The organism is Candidatus Ancaeobacter aquaticus, from assembly GCA_030765405.1.
Taxonomy (GTDB): domain Bacteria; phylum Auribacterota; class Ancaeobacteria; order Ancaeobacterales; family Ancaeobacteraceae; genus Ancaeobacter; species Ancaeobacter aquaticus.
Window position 1 is genome coordinate 18,206 of record JAVCCP010000025.1, and the last position, 22,627, is coordinate 40,832.

General features: G+C 38.8%; 20 protein-coding genes and 1 pseudogene. 1 reads left to right on the top strand and 20 read right to left on the bottom strand.

Translation table 11 applies throughout. The annotated features are described in order from the left end of the window. Positions 1-234 precede the first annotated feature (234 nt). The 12 genes from P9M13_02650 to gap form a co-directional block, all read right to left on the bottom strand. Positions 235-1,236, bottom strand: a complete 1,002-nt coding sequence (locus P9M13_02650; GenBank protein ID MDP8262185.1) for a CPBP family intramembrane metalloprotease — start codon at positions 1,234-1,236, stop codon at positions 235-237. Between the two features lie 9 nt (positions 1,237-1,245). Beyond that, on the bottom strand, positions 1,246-1,944 hold the full coding sequence (locus P9M13_02655) for an outer membrane lipoprotein carrier protein LolA (GenBank protein ID MDP8262186.1): 699 nt from the start codon (positions 1,942-1,944) through the stop codon (positions 1,246-1,248). Continuing rightward, positions 1,941-2,774: a hypothetical protein gene (locus P9M13_02660; protein MDP8262187.1), complete on the bottom strand. Its 834-nt coding sequence runs from the start codon at positions 2,772-2,774 to the stop codon at positions 1,941-1,943. The genes P9M13_02655 and P9M13_02660 overlap by 4 nt, the downstream gene beginning before the upstream one ends. Positions 2,775-2,872: 98 nt before the next feature. After that, positions 2,873-3,847 carry an ABC transporter ATP-binding protein gene (locus P9M13_02665; GenBank protein MDP8262188.1) on the bottom strand — a complete coding sequence of 325 codons (975 nt, stop codon included), beginning with the start codon at positions 3,845-3,847 and terminating at the stop codon, positions 2,873-2,875. A gap of 21 nt (positions 3,848-3,868) precedes the next feature. Beyond that, positions 3,869-4,834 carry an ABC transporter ATP-binding protein gene (locus tag P9M13_02670; protein MDP8262189.1) on the bottom strand — a complete coding sequence of 322 codons (966 nt, stop codon included), beginning with the start codon at positions 4,832-4,834 and terminating at the stop codon, positions 3,869-3,871. 11 nt (positions 4,835-4,845) lie between these two features. Next, positions 4,846-5,991: an ABC transporter permease gene (locus tag P9M13_02675; protein MDP8262190.1), complete on the bottom strand. Its 1,146-nt coding sequence runs from the start codon at positions 5,989-5,991 to the stop codon at positions 4,846-4,848. A gap of 10 nt (positions 5,992-6,001) precedes the next feature. Continuing rightward, complete coding sequence (locus tag P9M13_02680; GenBank protein MDP8262191.1) at positions 6,002-6,997, bottom strand: ABC transporter permease; 996 nt, start codon at positions 6,995-6,997, stop codon at positions 6,002-6,004. 24 nt (positions 6,998-7,021) lie between these two features. Further along, entirely contained in the window at positions 7,022-8,773 is a 1,752-nt protein-coding gene (locus tag P9M13_02685) for an ABC transporter substrate-binding protein (GenBank protein ID MDP8262192.1), read from the bottom strand. A 45-nt stretch (positions 8,774-8,818) separates the two neighbouring features. After that, positions 8,819-9,394 carry a preprotein translocase subunit SecG gene (secG, locus tag P9M13_02690; protein ID MDP8262193.1) on the bottom strand — a complete coding sequence of 192 codons (576 nt, stop codon included), beginning with the start codon at positions 9,392-9,394 and terminating at the stop codon, positions 8,819-8,821. A gap of 137 nt (positions 9,395-9,531) precedes the next feature. Next, positions 9,532-10,287, bottom strand: a complete 756-nt coding sequence (tpiA, locus tag P9M13_02695; GenBank protein MDP8262194.1) for a triose-phosphate isomerase — start codon at positions 10,285-10,287, stop codon at positions 9,532-9,534. 20 nt (positions 10,288-10,307) lie between these two features. Next, entirely contained in the window at positions 10,308-11,495 is a 1,188-nt protein-coding gene (locus P9M13_02700; GenBank protein MDP8262195.1) for a phosphoglycerate kinase, read from the bottom strand. Between the two features lie 91 nt (positions 11,496-11,586). Then, entirely contained in the window at positions 11,587-12,591 is a 1,005-nt protein-coding gene (gene gap / locus P9M13_02705) for a type I glyceraldehyde-3-phosphate dehydrogenase (GenBank protein ID MDP8262196.1), read from the bottom strand. Positions 12,592-12,808: 217 nt separating this feature from the next. Here gap and P9M13_02710 point away from each other — a divergent pair, with 217 nt between their 5' ends. Then, on the top strand, positions 12,809-14,038 hold the full coding sequence (locus P9M13_02710) for a serine/threonine-protein kinase (protein ID MDP8262197.1): 1,230 nt from the start codon (positions 12,809-12,811) through the stop codon (positions 14,036-14,038). 203 nt (positions 14,039-14,241) lie between these two features. Here P9M13_02710 and P9M13_02715 read toward each other — a convergent pair whose 3' ends face one another. From P9M13_02715 to P9M13_02750, 8 genes and pseudogenes are all read right to left on the bottom strand, one after another. After that, positions 14,242-14,580: a hypothetical protein gene (locus P9M13_02715; GenBank protein MDP8262198.1), complete on the bottom strand. Its 339-nt coding sequence runs from the start codon at positions 14,578-14,580 to the stop codon at positions 14,242-14,244. Between the two features lie 99 nt (positions 14,581-14,679). Beyond that, complete coding sequence (locus P9M13_02720) at positions 14,680-14,838, bottom strand: hypothetical protein (protein MDP8262199.1); 159 nt, start codon at positions 14,836-14,838, stop codon at positions 14,680-14,682. Between the two features lie 444 nt (positions 14,839-15,282). After that, on the bottom strand, positions 15,283-15,606 hold the full coding sequence (locus tag P9M13_02725; protein ID MDP8262200.1) for a hypothetical protein: 324 nt from the start codon (positions 15,604-15,606) through the stop codon (positions 15,283-15,285). Between the two features lie 11 nt (positions 15,607-15,617). Continuing rightward, positions 15,618-19,262 (bottom strand): RecQ family ATP-dependent DNA helicase, encoded by a 3,645-nt coding sequence (locus tag P9M13_02730; GenBank protein ID MDP8262201.1) that lies wholly within the window; start codon positions 19,260-19,262, stop codon positions 15,618-15,620. 73 nt (positions 19,263-19,335) lie between these two features. Further along, positions 19,336-19,533, bottom strand: a pseudogene (locus P9M13_02735) (tyrosine-type recombinase/integrase). A gap of 162 nt (positions 19,534-19,695) precedes the next feature. Then, positions 19,696-20,667 (bottom strand): hypothetical protein, encoded by a 972-nt coding sequence (locus P9M13_02740; protein ID MDP8262202.1) that lies wholly within the window; start codon positions 20,665-20,667, stop codon positions 19,696-19,698. After that, a complete protein-coding gene (locus P9M13_02745) occupies positions 20,642-21,235 on the bottom strand; it encodes a hypothetical protein (GenBank protein MDP8262203.1) in 594 nt (197 codons plus the stop codon). Before P9M13_02745 ends, P9M13_02740 begins: the two co-directional genes overlap by 26 nt. Positions 21,236-21,723: 488 nt before the next feature. Continuing rightward, the gene (locus P9M13_02750) at positions 21,724-22,470 is read right to left on the bottom strand and encodes a hypothetical protein (GenBank protein ID MDP8262204.1); all 747 of its coding nucleotides are present in this window, start codon (positions 22,468-22,470) and stop codon (positions 21,724-21,726) included. Positions 22,471-22,627 lie beyond the last annotated feature (157 nt).

The window sequence follows — 22,627 nt, forward strand, 5'->3', positions numbered from 1 at the left end:
TAATAAATTTCAATATTCAAATACCAAACAAATAACGGTACTGGTTTCTCCTGACTTACACCGCGTAGGAGTAACAAGTTCCACCTACGCGGTGAATACTCCATTCTATACGCTATGCGCTATCGATTCACATCCCATCTCTTCCACCGCGTAGGAGCCACTTTGTGTCACCTACGCGGTGAATACTCCACTCTATACGCTATGCGCTAAACGCTCTACGCTATGCGCTATTAATTACATATTCTTCAATATAAGAAATGTCAATAATATCGCAACAGTATTATTTAGCATATGAAATACAATTGGCGCTATTAATGTACCTGTTCTTTCATATAGATACGCAAGTATTATACCAAGTCCCATGACAGGAATAAACTGTGACATATTAAAATGTATAGCGCCAAATATTATAGCACTCATGCAGAGAGACTGTGTCACACCGAGATATTTTCTGAGGACCGTATAAATAAATCCGCGAAATACTATTTCCTCATAGAGTGGCGCAAAAACTGTTGCAACAAGCACTAAATAGATAATTTTATATGCGGATTTTTCGACACTAAATATTTTAACCAGTTCATGCGGCTGCGGACTAATACCAAAGTAACCACATATTACATAGCTCACCACAACTAACAAAAGAAATACAGGGACAAATGCTATATAGGCAACTATTCCAGTAAGAGCATTCCCAAACCAACTATGCAGTGAGAGCCCTATGCTCGTAACGGATAAAGAGTACTTCTTTATAAGCGACCGATACATACCGCAAGCCATAATCAAGTAAACCCCTAGTGTCCCGACAACCAGTCCCCCCATAGAAATAAGTCGACCAGAGATAATAGAAGAGGTAACACAGACATATAAAACTGCGTGTATAACCGTAAATATAAATAAGAAAAGTACCGTCATACGCGCAATATCTGATAAAGTCCACGGCACAAGATTGACACCACGCAATAATGTCTTCTCTTTAACAACGAGCTTATTAACTAACAACAGAAAATTAGTTATTAGCCCAAGTCCTACCCCGCCTATTACTGCAACATAGAAAACAAAGATAATATGCGGAGGTAAAGCACTGCTACTGAACACATCGGTTAATTCTGTCTGAACATTCTCTTTCTGAGGAATATTGTCTTTGTGGGTAGCCGGCGCGACCGTAAGAAAAAGCCATAACACAATTATCCCAATACCCATCAGATAATATATACTATCGCTTCTTGTTGCATTCATAACAAAACCTTACATATCAACATTCACAACTTCCACATCCTTAGGCAATGTGAGATAAAATTGTGATTGTGGCACACCAGAATTCACTTTAATATTAAAAAGCTCAGTTGTTGAATTATCTCCGTTCAATTCAACAATATAAAATTTTTCAGGGATCCATGACGTTTCTCTCACCCATATCTTTATTTTGTAAAATGTGTTCTTTTCACGTTCAGCGATCGGGGCTAAATCTAAAACATATTTTTTACCCTCTGGGGTCTCTTCAGTATCTACCAATGCTATAGAAAAATCTTTTTTTAGATTTTCCACTGCTCGGTCAAACCCAAATATAAGTGATATTCCCTTAGGACTATTTTCAACATCGATTTTTTGGGCCTGCTTGATATCCGGCACATACATTAATGTCTCTTTTTCATTAACGACAATAAGGCTTCGGTCAGGAGAATAAAACTCCCAGTACATCATGCGAGGTTTTTTATATTTAAAGACACCTTTAAACTCTACCGTATCATCAAAGTCAGTAAATACTTTTGTTTGCACAATATCTGCGGTGAGATCTTTGATGTTTTTTTCGGTACGTTCCATCTCAGAAAGGACCGTATCAAGTGTTCTCTCATCTTGGGGAGTGGTGATTTCTTTCGCGTACGCGTACGAGAACACTAGCAAGATCATACATATACTGATTATTTTGATAGAGAAATATTTCATTTACCAATTTCAATCCTTTCCACACCTTTAACAGAATCCAAAGAAAACACACCATCACTAAACGTTTGATTAAACGATGTCTTTAATAAATTTATACGCACCCATGTTCCTGTTTTAGGGCGTACAAAAACAATTTGCTGTGGAAAACTCACATCATCGCGCACTGTATATTTTTCATAGTAAACTTCAAAAGAGACGTTGCCGTCATTTTTATAATACGCTTGCTGTAATATCTTATGTGATTCAAGACTGATCACAATCTTTCTTTTCATGAAATACCTGAAATAGCCCGAATCTGAAAGATACTTATTCAGCACGTTTACTACACAGCTTTCACCGCTCCGCTCGAGAAAAACAATCTCCTCATCAGAATCATCGTCCACATTATCAAACGTCATTGCTGAAATAAGACTCATTGGATCAACATCTAACTTAATTGATGACGAAGAATCGTCCTCATAGGTTCCCGTATATAATTTCTTTTCTTTTGGAATATAAAACCAAAACTCTTCGCCGTTTGACGCCAAATCAAACAATGTCGGGACAAAAGGCTTATACCCCTTCATTCTTATCTTATCCGGTCTTAAGAGCATCATCTTGCCTTTACAAAATTGTGTATCAGGAATGAGGTTGCTCTTAATTTCGATCTGAATATCAGATTTTAAGGCACTAAACTCAGACGATTGGACATGTACAATATCCAGTGCTTCCTTAAAGCTTAATTGCTGCAGTTTCACCGGCCTCAATTCATTAATAATGGTTTTTTTCTGTGCCGCGCACCCGCACATCGTTATACATACTGCGATAATGAAAACTTTCATTCTTGTCATTTGAGTTAACCCCTTCTTAAAGACATTCGTTTAATCTAGAAATTATTCACTTTTTGTGGACACCTGCTGTGGTATTGTGGGTATAACCATACCGTAAACTAGGCAAAATGACAACGAACAAAATGACCAGGCATTTTTTCGTTGTAGTGAGGTGCATTTTCTTTACATTCATCTTTGATATAAGGACATCTATCGCAAAACACACATCCTTGACTATAATTGTCCGAGGGCTTACTTCCCTCATCCTCTAATATTACATTATTATCCGCATCGTTTTTACCAATGGCCGGTATTGCAGAAAGAAGCGCTTTAGTATACGGATGAAGTGCTTTCGTATATACATCTTCACCGCGTGCATACTCCATAATCTGTCCCCTATACATCACTGCAACATAATCACTTACATGGTAAACCACACTCAGATCATGTGAAATAAACAGATATGAAAGTTTCAGTTTTTCCTTTATCGATTGCAGAAGATTAATCACCTGTGCCTGTATCGACACATCTAATGAGCTGACCGGTTCGTCACAAACTATAAAACGAGGGTTCAGTGCAAGCGCACGTGCAATGCCAAGGCGTTGACGTTGTCCACCGCTAAATTCATGAGGATATCTATTGAGAATGTTTCCCGGAAGGCCAACCATATCAAGAAGTTCAACAACCTTTTGCTGTAAGACTTTTTTTGATTCACATAAATTGAATACTTTAAGTCCCTCACCTACAATATCATGGACCGTAAAACGTGGATTAAGAGACCCAAACGGGTCCTGAAATATTATCTGCATATCTTTACGAAAAGAACGCATCTTCCCCTTTTTTAGTGAAGAAATATCTTTTCCGTCAAACAGTATATTACCACTATCAGGGTTAATGAGCCGCAAAATGAGTCTTCCTAACGTCGTTTTTCCGCAACCGCTCTCACCGACAAGACCGAGCGTTGTGGCCGGCATTATTTTAAAACTCACCCCATCTACTGCCCGTACCCAGTCAACAGGACGAGGGATTATCCCTTTTGTTACCGGATAATACTTTTTCAGGTCACGAGTTTCCAGTATCGGTGAAGCTTCCATATATAACAATACTCCATTTTATTATTCTGCGAAATGACATGCCGCATAGTGAGCGTTACTAACCTCTCTTAAAAGCGGTTTTACTTCTTCACATATTCCTTCTTTTTTAAAACATCGCGGGTGAAACGGACATCCAGACGGTTTTGCTGCTGGGTCTGGTACGCTTCCCGGTATCGTATCAAGACGCTCTTTTTTTGTTCCTAGTCGTGGTATAGATTTTAACAATCCTTCACTGTACGGATGCAGCGGTTGCGAAAATAGTGTCTGCGCGTCACACGTCTCAACTATTCCTCCCGCATACATAACAGCAATCCTGTCGGCTAAATCAGATACAATGCCAAGATTGTGAGTAATCAACAGAACCGACATCTTATGTTCAACTCTGAACTTCCTGAAAAGTTTCATAATCTCTGCCTGAATCGTTACATCAAGCGCTGTTGTGGGCTCGTCTGCAATCAATAACTTTGGAGAACACGCCGTTGCAATAGCAATCATTATTCTTTGACGCATACCGCCGCTCAATTGATGCGGATAGCTTTTATATATCCTTTCGGGGTTTGGTATTTCAACTTTATCTATGAGCGAAAGCACTCGCTCCGTGACCTCGCTTCTCGTAAGATTGAAGTGTGTCTTTAACATCTCTGCTATCTGATACCCAGCAGTAAATACGGGATTCAAAGAGCTCATGGGTTCCTGAAATATCATAGCGATCTCCTTACCACGCAGTGCCCGTACTTCTTTTTCTTTCATGCGCAGAATATCTCTACCCTCAAATAAAATCTCTCCATCAACGATTTTACCCGGAGGATTTGTGATAAGACGCATTATTGAGAGCGATGTTACACTTTTTCCGCAACCGCTTTCACCAACAAGCGCAAAGGTCTCACCTTCCCCGATTTCAAAACTTACTCCGTCAACTGCTTTTGATATCACAGAATCTTTTTGAAAATATGTTTTTAGGTTCTTAACCTGTAAAAGCGGATTCATACAGTGCCACCTTAAGTTTTTGGATCATATGCGTCTCTTAATCCATCACCAAAAAAATTAAACGCTATAACCGTAAGAAAGATACATACCCCTGATGCAAGTATCCATGGATGATATCTCAACTCACCGATATTCATTGCATCACTCAAGAGATTTCCCCAGCTTGCATAAGGATCCTGAATACCAAGACCTATCATCGATAGTGCTGACTCACCTAATATATAGCCGGGAATACTTAGTGTCATAGATACTATCACAAATGAAAACGTGTTGGGTAAAATATGTTTTACAATGATGCTCAAGTTGCTTCTTCCCATTGCCCGTGCAGCAAGAACGTATTCTTTTTCCTTAAGTGATAACACCATTCCACGAATAATACGCGCCAATCCTGCCCAACCAATAAAGCTAAAAATAAGAACAATGAGAAGATACACTTTTACACTCGAAAGGTTAGGTGGAAATGCCGCTCGCAAGGCCAACATTAAATAAAAACCAGGAAGCAGCATTATCATCTCGCAAATCCTCATTAAAATTGTATCAACTTTACCCCCATAATATCCGGCTATACCGCCAACTAAAAGCCCTATGGTAAAAGTAAAAAGCGCCCCCAAAATTCCTATTGATAATGAAACACGAGAACCGTACAGTATACGCGAAAAAAGATCTCTTCCACGTCCATCTGCCCCAAGAAGATAGAGCCGCGTATCTTTGTCTACACCAAATAAATGTCGATCTGCTTTAAATAATCCACACACACTGTATTCAAAGCCTTTCACAAAAAATTTAATAGGATACTTTTTCGATGTATCAACGGTATATACTCTTTTGTAGTACTTATCAAAATGATATGAATATTTATAAATATAAGGATATATTGCTAGTCCGTTATCCGTATCTACCCAATGAATGCGCGTGGGAGGATTATATGAATTAGATCGTTTTTCATCATCGAAATGATAGGGAGCAAAAAATCCTGCCCCAATGCTCAACACATAAAATACGAGCAGTATCGAACCGCCAATTAACGCAAAACTATGTTTTTTTAGTTTCTTAAACGCAACTTTATACTCAGATCCTTCAGACCACGAAGGAATAAGCGGATTATCACGCGCTTGTGTTTCTTTAATCTCATGTAATGTTTTTTTATGTATATTCATAGTAGCGTATCTATTTGTATTTAATTGTCGGGTCAGCGGCAACAAGCAAAATATCTGAAACAAGGTACCCGCAAATAAGAAGGACACCGCCTAAGAGCATATCACCCATAACAAGAAAAATATCCTGACTTCGTACTGCGGTTAACATTGTTGAGCCTAGGCCGGGCCAGTTACATATAATTTCTACCAATGCCGCACCTGATAAAACCGTTGATAGCTCCCCGCCTAAAATTGTAAGAAGCGGATTTATTGCGTTTCGCAGAGCATGCCTATAAATAACTTTATTTTCAGGTAGTCCCTTTGCTCGAGCCATCGTAATATACTGTGCACGCAAGACTTCGAGCATATTACCGCGCGTAATACGCTGCAAACCCGCAATAGCACTTGTTCCAATAACAATGGTTGGAATAATAAGATGTCTTCCCACATCAATAATTCTACCAATAATTGACATACTCTCATAATCCGCTGACTTCATTCCTCCTAAAGGTAATATGCCATAGAAAATGTTTGTATCACTTAAATTGAATGTCAGACTCGCTGCAAATAGCAGTAGCATTGCAAAGAAGAAATTGGGCAGGCTCATACCAATAAACGACAAAAATGAAAAGAATTTATCAAATACCGAGTACTGTTTCACAGCACAATAAATCCCTATCGGGACCGCTATAATCCATGTGAAGAGCAATGCACAGATTGATAAAAGCATTGTGTTAAACAGTCGCTGCTTCAAGACTTTTGCAACCGGTTGTTTGTGTTCAAACGAATATCCAAGATCACCGCTAACGATAGTCTTTAACCAATAGACATATTGCACAAGAACATTTCTATCTAAATGATATTCTTGTTCAATATTAGTCACCGTTTCCTCTGACACAAGAGGATCCATGCGTAATCTGTCAAAATAACTGCCCGGTGTGACATGAATAAAAAGAAAGGTAATAAAGGACATTGCTAAAAGAAGCGGGATAGAAATTAGTATGCGTCGACATATATACTGTATCATTCAAATTCCATTAGGAGCTACTGATTATTGTTTTTCTTCAATTACATATATCTCTTCAATATTATGAAACGGTCCCCCATATGGTGTCGGATGTAAATTTCCAAATTTGTTCCGGACCGCAAAAAGGCTTTCCGGCAATACTGTGTAAATTAGCGGCACATATTGTGCAACAAGACGCTGCCACTGGTCATATAGCTCTTTTCTCTTATTACGATCGAATTCCTGTACCCCCTGATTAAATATTTCATCAATTTCTATTTCCCACTCTGTTTTCGGCTCTTTTTGTTTAGGATTCCAAACATGAAGATGGCCGCTTGATTGCCACACATTATTCCCAAAATGCGGTTCAATGGAACCGGTAAGTCCCATAATAACACAGTCCCAATTATACGTAGAGGTAAGCTTACTAACCATAGTGTTAAATTCGATTAAAGATAACTGCACTTTAAATCCTAGTTTCTCAAGATCTTTACGGACTATTTCTGCTATTTTTACCCGTTCCGTACTCCCCGGATTAGTCAGTATGGTAAACTCTACGTCATTACCATCACTATCTTCGATAATCCCGTCACCATTTCTGTCACTAAATCCAGCTTCTTGTAAAATGTCTTTTGCTTTTTCAATATTGTACTCATACGTCGGCACATCATCGGTAAAGAAAAACCCTTCTGACGGACTTACCGGTGATACCTGCGGATATCCCAAACCATTGAATACAATATCAATAATAGATTGTTTATCTACAACGTGTGCTACCGCTCGTCGAAACTGATCGTTGGTAAACCACGATAGCTTTTTAGATGGAATATAGTGCTCTTGAGTATCAGGGTTTCGTGTCGTATTTTGATTAAACACAATAAAATTTGTACCGAATGATGGGCCTGCACGGTAAACAGTAAAATTTCCCTCTTTTTCCTTTGGCTTTAGCTGAGGATAATCACTTCCCCGCATATCAAAATAATCTATTTCGCCTTCCTGAAACTTCAGAAAACCCACATCTTGATTCTGTACGATGAGAAAAACTATCCCATCAAGATACGGCAAGTTCTCTCCCTTATCGTTTTTCTTCCAATAAAGCGGATTGCGTTTAAGTTTTATCATTTGTCCTGAGGTATACTTATCAAGCATAAAAGGACCTGTACCGATAATATTCTCAGGATCTGTGTCTACACCCCATACAGAATTAAATGACCCTTTATCAACATATTCTTCAAGAATGTGTTTTGGAAGTATTGGGGCACTCATACTCCTCAAAAAAGGTGCAAACTTTGTCGGTAGCGTAAATCTGACGGTATAATCATCAACTTTTTCTACAGTGATTTCTTTTCCTTCAATCGTAAATATGTCTCGCATACTGTTGGGAATATCTTTATTAAAGATCAGTTTTCTAAAAGTAAAGACAACATCATCAGCTGTAAAAGGTTTTCCATCAGACCACTTGACATCGTCCCGTAAATGAAAAAGCCACGATTTTCCATCTGGACTTCGATCCCATGAATGTGCCAGCTGAGGTTCAACATCTGTGGTAATGCCGTTTGTCGTTGTCAAACCTTCAAACAAATAACTAATGACACCCGTTGTTGAGGTTTCCTTTGCAAGGATAATATTAAAAGATTTTGGATCAGAGGATGTTGCACGTATGAGACGACCGCCAAAATGCGGCTTCGTAGAAACAACCTTAGCGGCATCTTCTTTTTCAGCTTTTGAACATCCGGAAAAAAAGAGAGCGATTAGGAAAATAGCGTAGAGTGCAACTTTTGATCGTCCTTTCATCATACCCCGTGGTGAGATTCCTGCATTCTAATTATTCCGCAAACATTATTACTGAGCGTCTCTTAGGGGAGTATCAGACAAATCTATATCAACTTCTTCTACGTTAACAGGAACACCGCTAGGGGTTTCCGTTAAGGTCTCTTCGAGACTTTCATTTATATTCACTTCTGATTCTGTTACAGGAACATTTATCCCTAGTTTTTCTTCAACCATTGTCGGCTCAGTTCTCTTTTGGGCAGCACCTTCTATTGTTCCTTTGATTTTGTCAGCCACCTGCCTAGTCGTATCTTTAATAGACTGAAAGATATCCTGAGCTGATTTCGGAAGAGTAACCGGCAATTGCTGAGTCGCACCAGTTCTTGTGAAACGAGATGTCTTCATAACCGATGAACTATCACGCACAGAAATTGCAGCTAATGACACAGATGTAACCATAAAAAGTACCGCAAGCACCGCTGTCGTATGCGTCAGGACATCACCTGTTTGTGCTCCAAACACTGATTGCACGCCACCGCCAGAACCAAATACGTTTGCAAGTCCTGTTCCTTTACCCGTTTGAATAAGAACAATCGTAATAAGACCAATACATACTACGACGTGTAATACAATGAGAAATCCATACATTATAACCCCCTAATATAATAATAAATTCGAAATACTAATATCTAAACCCGAAAATAAAGGAACCATTTATTTCAATTCCGAAACTCTAAATCCTAAACAAATGATGTGCATTTTAATACTTCTTTGTCGCAAGAGCTCTATTTTTCATACTTAACTAACTGCACAAATGAATCGGCTTCCAGGCTTGCGCCACCGACAAGTGCTCCGTCAATACTGTCTTTAGCCATGAGCTCTGAAACATTAGATGGCTTAACACTGCCACCATACTGAATTCGTATCGAATCGGATACCGATTTATCAAACATATCGCCAATAAGCGATCTGATGTATTGATGCACGTCTTGCGCTTGGTCAGGTGTCGCTGTTTTGCCGGTACCTATTGCCCATACCGGTTCATAGGCAATCACACATTTTACCATTTCTTCTTTTGTTAAGCCTGCAAGCGATTCAGTTACCTGAACCTTTAGAACCTCTTGCATACGGCCTTCTTCTCTTTCAGCTAAAACTTCCCCTACACATACTATTGGAGTTAATCCTTCAGCGAGTGCGGCTTTAATTTTCTTATTTACCGTCTCGTTCGTCTCCCCAAAATACTGTCTTCTCTCAGAATGTCCAATAATTACATAGGTTGCACCAGTATCTTTTATCTGAGAAGCAGATATTTCACCGGTAAACGCACCCTTTGGCTCCCAAAACATATTTTGAGCGCCGGAAGCGATATTACTTCCAGATAATGTTTTAGCAACTTCCCAAAGAGCGGTAAAACAGGGACATACTACTATATCCACATCATCAATACCAGTTAAATCATTTTTTAACTTCTCTACTAATTCTTTTGCTTCAGTAATGTTTTTATGAAGTTTCCAGTTTCCAGCTATTATTGGTTTTCTCATACTAATCCTTTCTATGGCATTTACTTATCAGTCAACGCTTCAATTCCCGGAAGCGGTTTTCCTTCAAGGTATTCTAATGATGCTCCTCCACCTGTTGAAATATGGCTCATCTTGTCTGCAAGACCAGACTTATTTACCGCTGACACAGAATCCCCACCACCAATAATGGATACACAGTCAGTCTCAGCAATGAGTCGTGCCACTTCAAATGTCCCGAATGAAAAATCCTTTATTTCAAAAACGCCCAGAGGACCATTCCACAGAATAGTCTTCGCGCTCTTTATTTTCTCAGTATACAGTGCTATTGATTCCGGCCCAACATCTACACCTATCATCCCATCAGCAATATCTTTGCCTACAATCTCAGATGGAACACCATCGGCAACTTCTTTTGCTACACGATGATCTACCGGCAATATTATTTCAACATTCTTTACCTTCGCATCCTCAAGCGTTTTCTTTGCTATACCAAGCTTATCATCTTCTACAAGTGAGTTTCCGACTTTAAAACCCTGGCTTTTAAGGAATGTATACGCCATTGCCCCACCAATGATAATGGTATCAACTTTAGAAAGAAGATTTTCCAAAACGCCTATCTTCGACGACACCTTTGCTCCACCAATAATCGCAAGAAACGGATGTGACGGGTTATTCACTGCTTCATCCAAGAAATCAATCTCTTTCCTTAAGAGGTATCCACAGGCGCACTGCTCAAAATATTTTGTTACACCAACCATAGATGCATGTGCCCTATGAGAGGTACCAAACGCATCATTTACATATACATCACCGAGTCGTGCAAGCGATTTTGAAAACTCTTCATCGTTTTTCTTCTCGCCTTTATGAAATCTAAGATTTTCAAGTAGGATAACATCTCCATCTGCCATGTGTGATACTGCTTCTTCGACTTCCGGACCAATACAATCATCAAGCTTTAAAACTTTTTTGCCGAGTAATTCTGATAGACGCGCGGCAACCGGATCCATTCTTAACTGTGAAAACATTTCTTCAGTCTTTGGATTGCCCAGATGACTCATAAGAACAGCTTTACCCCCATGATCGACAACATACTTTATTGTCGGTAACGCAGCCTTTATTCTTGTATCATCTGTGATTTCACGTGCATCGTTAAGCGGCACATTAAAATCCACGCGGATTAATACACGTTTACCCGAATAGTCTATATCCTCAACAAAAAGTTTCTTCATAGTAAAACTCCTTAGTCTATATGTCACAAGGCAACAGACCACAGCCCTAAATTTTATAAGATCTGTGGTCTCTCGTCTTAATCTTGATTTATTACATTTTTGAGATAATCATTTCACACAGATCAATTATTCTGCATGAATATGCCCATTCATTATCGTACCAGCTGTACACTTTAACCATATTGCCGCCAACAACCTTTGTTGAAAGTGCATCAACTATTGATGAAACAGGATTATGCAGAAAATCTCTAGAAACAAGAGGTTCGTCACATACCTGCAATGCTTTCGGCATAGCTTTTGTGCCTTCTCTCAAAGCTGCATTTACTTCTTCAATCGTTGTATCTTTTTCAGTTTCAACGGTAAGGTCAACAAGTGATACATTCGGTGTCGGTACTCTGATTGCAATACCGTCCATTTTACCTTTTAACTCAGGTAAAACCAATCCTATTGCAGCTGCAGCACCTGTTCTTGTCGGAATCATGCTTGCTGTAGCTGTTCTGGCTCTGCGAAGATCCTTATGAGGGAAATCAAGTGTTACCTGATCATTGGTAAACGAATGAATAGTCGTCATAATGCCCTTAACAATACCGAAATTATCTAGTAGCACCTTTGATACCGGCCCTAAACAATTTGTCGTACATGACGCGTTAGAAATAATGTTATGAGAAGCCGGATCATACTTCTGGTCGTTTACACCCATAACAATTGTGATATCTTCATTCTTTGCAGGCGCGCTAATTATAACTTTTTTCACGCTACCACCAGCCATGTGGGCCTTTGCCTTCGTCGCATCAGTGAATATACCGGTTGATTCTATAACTATATCAACTCCGAGATCAGCCCAAGGAATTTGTGCCGGATCTCTCTGAGAAAATACTTTTACTTCTTTACCGTTAATAACTATCGCGTCTTCTTTTGCTTCTACAGTACCATCAAAAGTTCCAAATGTTGAATCATACTTAAAAAGGTGTGCGATTGTCTTTGTATCCGTTAAATCATTTACTGCTACAAACTCTAAATCTTTTGAAGCTAACCCTGCCTTTAAAGCAAGTCTTCCGATACGACCAAAACCATTAATTCCAATTTTTACCGCCATGAAACTCCTCCTCTTCTTTCTTTATTTATATTCATGTTTTTATGTTTTATTTAAACAACGACTTTTTCATATGGTTACAACAAATTAAGCTATCAATTTTATTGATTCATTATGCCTTGTCAAGCGATTTTCTTTTAATTATACTAATATATTGTAAAAGTAGTATATATTAATATCGAAAAATAGTGCTATAATACCGTTATAAAGGGAGTTATCAATGAATCAGGATAACAATTCAAATGATCAGGATAAAACCGTTTATTTGGATAATATTAATAAAGACCAGAAATCCCTTATCGGCTCACGGTTAGGTGAATTTGAAATAACGAGAGAGATTAACCGGGGGGGTATGGGCGTCGTGTATGAAGCGTACCAAAAAAACTTGAAAAGGTCCGCCGCAGTAAAAGTTCTCCCTAAATCTTTCGCCAATCAAAAAACGTTTGTCGACCGTTTTCACAAAGAAGCTGAAGTGCTTGGTTCGCTATCCCACCCACATATCGTGCCAATTTACAACTTCGGTGCCGTAAATGACATCTATTACTTTGCAATGGAATACATTAAAGGCCCCACACTTTCAGAAGTGCTAACACATAAGAAAACACTCACGCAAGTCGTTGATGAATCTGAAGCAATTAACATAATAAAGCAAGTCGCGTTAGGCATCAATTACGCTCACCATAAAGGCATTATACATCGAGATATTAAACCGGGAAACATCTTGATGGATGAAAGCGGTAGAGCCCGCATTGCAGATTTTGGTTTGGTAAAACTGCAGGCACTTGGCGCCGGAAAAGATACAACTCCGCTTATGGGAACGCCGCTGTATATGTCCCCCGAACAAGCACAAGGACGTGAAATTGACTACCGGAGCGATATATATTCACTTGGCTGTGTGTTATATGAACTTTTGACTAACACACCACCGTTTGTCGATAAAACGCTTAAACAGCTTATACGAAAAATTGAAAACGATAACCCCGCGCCGCCCGTATCACTCGCTCCCTCAACACCTTTGCTTCTTAATAATATCGTACTCAAAATGATCGAGAAGAATCCTGATCATAGATATCAATCACTTGATGAATTTCTCACTATCATTGATCGGTACGAAAAAGGCCTCTTGCACATTGATCTTCCAAGAGAAAATGAGGACACACCGAAAAAAACAAAGAAAAAATCCTCAAAGCATTCAGTTCCTTATATAATTATTGCCGGAATCATCATAGTCGGAATCAGCGTATATTTTTTCGTTGTTCCAGCTATAAAAAACATTTACTACAAAGAATGGGCAGAGATGAAACTTAACATTGCCGATAATTATAGAAACAACAGACTATATAAGCCCGCACTTAAGATCTATGAAAAAATAGTAAGAAAGGTACCCACAAGCACATCAGGAAAAGCGGCTCAGAAGAAAATAGAAGCTATTCGGAAAAGGATGAATTAAGTATCCTATCCCCTTAATTCCCTGGCTAAATAGATATTGCACCCTGGGTGCAATATCTATTTATGTGTCCAATGGGATACAATTGACAGGGCTTAGAAATAACACGCGCTTTGGGGATATAGTTTCCCCTTCGAGGATCAAATCCTTGGAAACGCTACGAGTTTACTAAAGGCGACTCTCTATAAAATACCTACCCTTTAATCCTACAGCAGCCCTAAAAATTTTTCTTTCTTTTTGTCTTTGAATAAATCTTCCAGCAGCGTATCAACCGCTTTACTTATAGAATCATCTATCATCTTCTTCGGCTGATTATCGTCGTAGGCAAACGTTGACGGAGGGGTAAATCTTGTTTCAATTCTATTATTCCACAATATCTTACCGCTTTTCACATCCTGAAGATAGAGCCGTATTTGAACATAGCAGTTTGAGAGTTTCGGCGGAATATTAGCGCCCGGGCCCGATCCCATATCGTTGCTGTAGAAAACATACTTGCTAATCCCCGATGAATCTGGGAATCCTTTTTCGTATCCCTGTTGATACACAAACGCGCCCGATCCTTCAGCGAGTCCGCCAACAAGTACCGCGAGCCACCCGTTTATGGGTTTTAAACTCTTCGTTTCATTAAAACCATATTCAATAATCTATCCACGGATAATTTTATCAGCTCCCAGTGTCTTGCCTATTTCTCTTACCTTGCCTTTCGAGAGACCGACTTTCACACCGTCTAAGACCTTGTTATCGCCAAAATCCTTCGATATAGAAAGAAGGTATAATAAATATTCTATCGCCTCTTTGTCCATCGGCTTTAAAATTAATTCCGCCGTAGACTATTGAATTGCTTAAGTATTCCCTGCTTACCGTAATAGTAAAATCTTCTATACACCAACCAGAATCTACTGAGGACATGTTTCCTACTTGTCTATCAATTAAATCAAAATTTAATTTATTACCATCAATGTCGTAGGCACTACTCTAAACCATGGAAAAACTACTGACAATACAACAATTAAGTGACCTACTTCAGGTAAGTATAAAGACCATTTATCAATGGACTCATACTGATTTCATCCCACACTATAAACTACCAAAAGGAGTGCGTTTCAAGACGGTTGAGGTTGAACGCTGGCTAGAAAGAAGGAAAAGAAAAGGCAGGAGCACTTACCACTTGAATATTCCTCTCAAATAATAACGACCCGTAGATTATGCTAGCTATTTTCTTTTTCCAGCGCTGCCAGTACATTACTTTAACGTTTCAGAAAGAAAAAAACAACTTGCAACACAATTGCTATCCCGATGGCTCCGGTCAAAATATAAGTCATTCTTTCAATATTCTTTAGTCTTTCAAATATTTTACTGCTGCCGATCTGATTTATCGTTTGAATAATCTGATGGCTCTCTTCAGAAAGCTTTTGAGTGCTTTCAATAAAAGTTAAAAGTTTTACACTAGCTTTTTGTAATTCGTCTTTAGCTTCCTGATAAGAACCTACCTGTTGATGAAGTGCCTCAAGATTGCTCACCAACTCCTGTGCACGTTCCTCAATTTTGATTATTTCATGTTCTGTAGACATATATTTACCACCTATGAATTAAAGATTTGTACTGCTTTATTGGAAATCTGATTAAACAAACAAACTGCTGGAACAAATATCATATTTTCATCAGCGTCTCCGTTGTTGATTAAGGCCTTTAAAAACTCACGGTCATCTAATGATTCAATTAACAATACTACATAATCATCATATATCAAAGTGCTGCGATTGTAAATCCTCCCCAACAACCATGTCAAAATATCATAGAGTGTATTTTTTGGAATCCGATATTTAGAAACCGCAAAATCACACGCCGCTTCAATATTCTGAAATGCAAGTTCATAATCCGGATTAATGCAATATGTTTCGGAAAGAGCACGCAACATAAGCAACCCTGGATGATCCGGGTATGATTCAAGATACCTTGAAACCTGACCACGAATTTCCGCAGAGTCACGAGGAGACCTCACTCCCCCAATTGCTTCTCCTGACTCTGCTATAACCCCACCATCAAAAATAATTTTGAGATTTGTGAAAGAGCCAACATCATCCAATACTTGTTGAATTTCTTCCGAGTATGTTGTTTCGAGATAGCGCAGTATCCTATCCCTTATGAAATCGTCCTGATTACTACCAGCTGAAACTGCCGCCTCCGCCATGGAAAGAATCTCACGAAATGCGCGCCTGCGGCCTTTCTCAATTGTGTCATAGATGAAACCAATAAGAATTTTTGCCGCCTGCTGAACAAAATCGGTAAAAGGTAAATCCTTATACTCTAGGATTTTGATATATTCTTGTGCTACACGCCCCCGATTATACCCCTCAACATAACGACAAAAATGCTCGATGACTTGATCCTTGGTCACACCAGAAAGTACAAGGCAAAAATCTTTCGCAGGATAATCAATTGTGTAATCACTAACAACACCAAGCAACAGCAGGCGGTGTACGCCTTTCTCAATATTTCCTCGATTATTGTTCTTAAATACTATATTTACTTTTCTTGCCGTCTCAAAATCACCAATTCCTTTCATTATGTTATGAATATCGGTGAGTTCTTTATCTACGCCACGGAATGCATTCAAATGAAACCAAAGCGCGCGAGTAACATCGTCATCGGTATCCCAGTCACGCTCTTTTTCTATTATATTATTGAGCTCGTCAATGGTAGCATCCGGATGCAATAGTTTCTTTGTCCTTTCTTTGAAATCATTTGAAAGGAGCAAAATACTCTGGGCAGTTTTCCTATCACGTCCAGCTCGCCCAGCTTCTTGATAAAAAGATTCTATAGAACTGGGAAGGCCAATGTGAATGGTATATCTAATATTGGGTTTGTCTATCCCCATGCCAAATGATTTTGTCGCAACTAGGATCGGATATTTGTTGTTTTTAAAATCGCTTGCATTTTGACGTTTCAATTGTGCCCAATTTATTCCAGCAGATAATCCTTTAGGTTTTTTTCCACTATAATATCTTACTTCCACACCAAGCATTGAAAGCACTCGTGTGTTTTCAACAACTCCGTAAGAACCACCCGCCCAAGGGCAGAATACTATGCCGCAATTTGTTTTTTCATTTTGTATGCGATAGAAACTTCCGAATGATGAAAACAATACATTTGGAAGATACTGTTGAAACACCGAACGCATAACATTTGCTTTTTGATCTGATTTACATTCAAACACTCCAAAATGCAGTTCTTTTCTATTAAAGGTTTCTGGGGTTATAATTGCCTCAAAATCTTTTATTTGCAACTCACGCAATACATCGCGTAATACAGCGTTTGAAGCTGTCCCTGTAAGCGCCAATAGTGGAGGTACTCTTCCATGTGATTTACAATACTCTCTAGTTGTTCTCCCAATATTTAAATATGCCGTGCGAAAATCGTGACCCCATTCGGAAACGCAATGTGCCTCATCAATTGCGATCAATGCAATGGGAACATTAACTGTTAGCGCTTTAAGGTTATTGCGATATTCATCACTCTGTAATCGTTCGGGGGCAACATAACAAAATATATATTCTCCCCTAGAAAACGCTTGAATTAACTGTGAACGAATAGGTCCCTCAGTCTGACTGGTAATTCCCTCGACTCTATCTATACCGCAACGAAATAGATTCTCTTTTTGGTCATCAATCAATGCAGTAATGGGATCAATTACAACCGTTACACCAGGTAAAACCAAAGACGCTAATTGAAAAGCTATTGATTTACCTGCTCCGGTAGGAAGCAAAACTACTGCGTCCTTTCCTTCTAAAGCCCTAAGAATTGCCTCAAACTGCCCCTCAAGAAAAGTTTCAAATCTAAATATATAGTGTAAGAAGTATTGTAATATTGTCTCCTGTGGTTCGACAATCTGAATACCAGAGGTTCTTTCCTCGCTATGCGCAATAGTATAAGGAAACGTGATATCCTGAATCACAAAACGAGCACCTTTCGTGCATTGATTTTCATCAAAAGTAATTATCACACCATCCACTGCACTAGGCTGCGTAGTAACAGTAGCAGATATATTACTAAAGTCATTGTCCACGCCATAAAGCGCACAAAAGTTGTGCATTAGTTCCAATAAGTCAGCCATAGCTGCTTCTATAATTATATCGGTTTCATGTTTCTCAAATGTTACCGAATTAGAGTCAAAATAAATGGTTACTTTGCCTTGATTAAGTGGCAACGAGCCAGCAATTAAGGCCTCAATAACCGTCATTTGAAATTGATAAGCCAGCTTGATTGCAAGCAAATATTTATCAGTAGCGGAAATAGAATTAATTATTTCTATTTTACTACCGTCAAGCGCATTGATAAGTTCTTGGAAATTAACACCGGCATCGTCCGCTAATTCTTGATTGGTAATTCTGATAGATTGAAAACCTTTATTTTGCAAGAGCATGTTTCGGTTGTCATCACGGGATTGATGGCTATCATGTCCTGGATCGTCTATCTCAACAATGAACGATTTTGTTGGGGTTGTAATTAGAAAATCAGCTTGCTGATAAACAAACGGGTCTGCACTATTCTGATCCCCCACCAAGCTAAAAAACTGCACCTGCGGTATGACAAATTTCTTATAGTAGGGCCCCAAATACTTATGTAAAACATCTTCATAAAAATACTTCTCCGGCGTTTTGTTGCTAAATATCGATTGTGCTTTTCCATCAAACTGTGCCGTGGTATTCTGGTTTGGATTAATTAAAGCGAGATAGTGCATTAGATCTATATTTGAAGCATCAAACTCGCATGGAGAAAATGCATTCCGCAAGCTTGCTTCAAGAGTGGGAGATAGAAGCGTAAGTCTTCCGCGCGTTAATATCTTTTTAGCAGCAAGTAATACTTGCCTATCCCTTGCTGACACTTCGCTTGTTATTGATTCAGGAAAATCAACGCGCCACTGCCCATAAAACCCAACCTGGTCTCTAGCAATCTCGCCTTTATTAATAAGATCCAGCAACTCTTTTGCAACTGCTATATTCTGGAAAAAAAGGGAACGGTAGGTCTCAAATCGTTCTCGCGCATTCAATATAACGGGCGGGCGAGTAAGCTTGTCTTGTGACTCGAGTAGCTGTTCTCCAGCAACCTGCGGCTGTTCATCATCTCCAATATTAACAATAACTCCCCTACATGTAGTTCTCCAGTTTGGACAACCATAAAATTGTCGACCAGCATAACGGCCCTGTCGCGATGTTTTTAATAACATCGTCGCTCCGCATTTTGGACATTTTGGTGTTTCTATAATCATATTATTCCGACAAATTTTTATACTACTCTTATCAAAATGTTAACTTATCAACTGCCTTATCGACATGTTCATCCGCAAGATGTGAATAGATCATTGTGGTATCTATATCTGAATGCCCCATAAGTTTCTTTACAGCAGGTAAATCTACGCCTTTCATAACAAAATGGCTTGCAAAAGTGTGCCTAAGGGTATGTATCTTAGTTAAATAATCAAGCCCACATCTTTTAGCAGCAACTTTAAATGGTAGCTGCTACCATTTATTCAAGTGATCCGTCCCCCGAATTTATAGCCTGCTATATAACAATAAGAATGCCATTTATTACTATTTTATATTATTATATCTCATACAATAATAGGTGGAAAAGGGGAGAACAGACACCTTTTCCTGGTCTTACTTCAGAGTTTTTGTTAAAATATCAAGGGTCTTTGAGGCAAAGGGATGGAAAAAGCTGTCTCCCTGATACAGTTTTATATCCGGATAGGTTATATCGAAATATCTTCCCGTAATTATCGCTTCTTCAATAACGTTCCGGAATGAAGAAGAGACAAGATACGCGTCAGAGGACCACGGTTCCGCATCAAGAACAAGCAGTAAATTGTCAAAAAAAGTGAAAAACTCACCCCAATTAATGTAATGGAACTTTTCCACGTCAGATATGCTCTTCACGAACATAGATCCATCCTGAAGTAAATAAAGAGTCTCTCTTTTCTTCCTCTGCCTTGCAAGAAAACCTGCCCCTGACCAGCTTTCAAGAATTCTGTACACTATTTTCTGATTATAAAATATCTCCTTAGCGATCCTATTTGAATTACCCTCTTTAATCGTCATAAGATAAAGTAGTATCTCGACTCTGGCATTCACCCCAAAAATACATCTAAGATGCAATTGCATAGATGCGTTTTTTTTAACCTGTGGTTCAACAACAGAATTTTTTAATACCATGTTCCTTATAGTCTGGCTATATTCTTCCGGAAAAGACTGTGATACTGAATCAATATCGATGCCCCCGATCTTGCTGTCAGCTGTCCTTTGAATCTCTTCGATCAGATCGATCAAGCCTTCTATGATCAACGGCCCATTCGGATATTTGATCTTTTCCAGAAAATGTTTGCTGAGATTCTTGAGCCTGGAAAGGTTTATATATCTCCTGTTTTTTAATATCCATCCTAATGATTCACCTAAAAGTCTTTTATCAAACCTACCTATAAACAATGTGGACAATATCAGGCTTTCGAGATCTATGAACCATCTACTCTGTTCTTTAACATTTGATGATAGCCCTAGCGCTGTCCATTGTTTCCAATGGAGTTCAATAAGTTTATTTTGTAATTCTTCCTTAAAATTGTTTGGCGATATTTTCATATCCCTTTTCCATAAGAAAACTTTTTAATATATCCCTGAACTCACTAGAGACATCTTGTGTTAGAACCCATTGAGATGCCATCAATATTTCTTCACTACTCGGTTTCAGCGCAAATAGGTCATCTGTATGATATCCGCCGCGATCAAGCGACGCGTAAAGCTTAAAGTGTATCTGATCCAAGCGGCTTATAAAATATACCGTGAGATATTCTCCGCATGCTCTCTTAACCAGCCTTTTTTCAAAACCATTCGGCAGTCCTGTCTCAATCTGTTTTGCCGGTCCTGTATTTATCCAATTATCCGGCAAATTAAAATCTCTTTGGACAATTTTCGCCGCTTTTTCAAACCATTCAGGAAATTCATCTATTTTCTCTATCTTTATCCGGCCATGCGACATTGAAATTTTGCCTATTACATCGACATCTTTAGTTGTTCTCAGAATCAACTTGAGGGCAAAAAGCGCAGTACCACCACATACTACTATAGAGATAGGAGCTCCTTGACTAATTCCGATTTGCTTATCCAAAGCAGAAAGAATCTTTTTAATATTTTGATTATCTATCATCATACTAAGTGTTATATAGCCTTATAATAAGGCTGTCAAGTACTATAATTATAATTAATAATTACCTAACATATTATTGATTTTATTGGACTTTGTTTGATAGTGAAGACAAAGCAGCCTATTGAATAATACGCCCTGATAACGTAGTATATAAATATCAATAAGGATCAGCAAAAAAGATAAATGGTAGAGATAAATGGTAGCAGCTACCATTTAGTTGATTTGAATTGAAGCGTCTTCTAGTAAAATATCTCAATATAAGATCGATAATCCGATGAGATCATTGAGATATGTGGTTGGGATATTAAAAACAGAGGATTGGAAATAAATTCAAAAAAACATAAAAACTAGGTGCAACTCTATTTTCCTACTGTAGCAAAATAAAATTCACGATTCAAGACCCCATTTTATGTAGCTTACCTTATAATTAAGTGATCCGTCCCCCGAATTCACATCTTTTAGCAGCAACTTTAAATGGTAGCTGCTACCATTTATTGAATCTGGACATAACAGTTTGAGAGTTTTGGTGGAATATTGGCGCCCGGTCCTGAGCCCATATCGTTGCTGTAAACATACTTACTAATCCCCGATGAATCAGGCAATCCTTTTTCGTACCCTTGTTGATACACAAACGCGCCTGATCCTTCAGCGAGTCCGCCAACAAGTACCGCGAGCCACCCATTTATAGGGTTTAAACTCTTCGTTTCATTAAAACCATATTCAATAATCTGTCCACGGATAATTTTGTCAGCTCCCAGTGTATTGCCTATTTCTTTTACCTTGCCTTTCGAGAGACCGACTTTCACGCCGTCTAAGACCTTATTATCGCTAAAATCACCCGTCGTATCCTGAGCCATCATATGAACAAGATTTGCCTGCTGCACTTTTTCATGAGGGTTATTCATCAGTTCCCACTGAGGGTTTGATACATCCTCCACGTTTTTATTCATTACCGCAATAATTCCTTCTGAAATCAGAAAACCGGTAACATCTTCCTGATTGAGGACAGTGATCCCCCGCGAAACAAGTCCGTCAGTGATCGCCTCTATTACTTTTAAATTGATTCCATAGCGGGGATTTCGTAAAAAAGACTGTTCTTTCGAGTAATCCGCAAGCGGGAAAATCGCTACAGTATTCATGTCTTTGACAACGGTCTGCGTTGAGATCTTCTCGGCCGTAACATTTGTTTTAACAGGTTTCACCGTTGTTGCAACATGCTGGCAACCGATAAAGCTCATAAAACCGGCTAGAATCACTGAGCGAATTCGGGTCGAGTAGATATAATATGGCCGTCACACTTAGACATGCTTTGTGTTCCCTGTTACTCTCCCCTTTCGGTTTGGAGAGTGTCACATTATTCTGTCTTATGCTTCGACTTCAACACCCCTCACAGAA

Excerpts from the sequence above, each read along its gene's own strand:
- P9M13_02740 (MDP8262202.1), bottom strand. The coding sequence starts at position 20,667 with ATGAAAATATCGCCAAACAATTTTAAGGAAGAATTACAAAATAAACTT.
- secG (MDP8262193.1), bottom strand. The coding sequence starts at position 9,394 with ATGTATGGATTTCTCATTGTATTACACGTCGTAGTATGTATTGGTCTT.
- P9M13_02700 (MDP8262195.1), bottom strand. The coding sequence starts at position 11,495 with ATGAAGAAACTTTTTGTTGAGGATATAGACTATTCGGGTAAACGTGTA.
- P9M13_02680 (MDP8262191.1), bottom strand. The coding sequence starts at position 6,997 with ATGATACAGTATATATGTCGACGCATACTAATTTCTATCCCGCTTCTT.
- P9M13_02675 (MDP8262190.1), bottom strand. The coding sequence starts at position 5,991 with ATGAATATACATAAAAAAACATTACATGAGATTAAAGAAACACAAGCG.
- P9M13_02725 (MDP8262200.1), bottom strand. The coding sequence starts at position 15,606 with ATGTCTACAGAACATGAAATAATCAAAATTGAGGAACGTGCACAGGAG.
- P9M13_02660 (MDP8262187.1), bottom strand. The coding sequence starts at position 2,774 with ATGACAAGAATGAAAGTTTTCATTATCGCAGTATGTATAACGATGTGC.
- P9M13_02650 (MDP8262185.1), bottom strand. The coding sequence starts at position 1,236 with ATGAATGCAACAAGAAGCGATAGTATATATTATCTGATGGGTATTGGG.
- tpiA (MDP8262194.1), bottom strand. The coding sequence starts at position 10,287 with ATGAGAAAACCAATAATAGCTGGAAACTGGAAACTTCATAAAAACATT.
- P9M13_02745 (MDP8262203.1), bottom strand. The coding sequence starts at position 21,235 with ATGATGATAGATAATCAAAATATTAAAAAGATTCTTTCTGCTTTGGAT.
- P9M13_02665 (MDP8262188.1), bottom strand. The coding sequence starts at position 3,847 with ATGGAAGCTTCACCGATACTGGAAACTCGTGACCTGAAAAAGTATTAT.
- P9M13_02670 (MDP8262189.1), bottom strand. The coding sequence starts at position 4,834 with ATGAATCCGCTTTTACAGGTTAAGAACCTAAAAACATATTTTCAAAAA.
- P9M13_02655 (MDP8262186.1), bottom strand. The coding sequence starts at position 1,944 with ATGAAATATTTCTCTATCAAAATAATCAGTATATGTATGATCTTGCTA.
- P9M13_02730 (MDP8262201.1), bottom strand. The coding sequence starts at position 19,262 with ATGTTATTAAAAACATCGCGACAGGGCCGTTATGCTGGTCGACAATTT.
- gap (MDP8262196.1), bottom strand. The coding sequence starts at position 12,591 with ATGGCGGTAAAAATTGGAATTAATGGTTTTGGTCGTATCGGAAGACTT.
- P9M13_02710 (MDP8262197.1), top strand. The coding sequence starts at position 12,809 with ATGAATCAGGATAACAATTCAAATGATCAGGATAAAACCGTTTATTTG.
- P9M13_02685 (MDP8262192.1), bottom strand. The coding sequence starts at position 8,773 with ATGATGAAAGGACGATCAAAAGTTGCACTCTACGCTATTTTCCTAATC.
- P9M13_02750 (MDP8262204.1), bottom strand. The coding sequence starts at position 22,470 with ATGAGCTTTATCGGTTGCCAGCATGTTGCAACAACGGTGAAACCTGTT.
- P9M13_02720 (MDP8262199.1), bottom strand. The coding sequence starts at position 14,838 with ATGGACAAAGAGGCGATAGAATATTTATTATACCTTCTTTCTATATCG.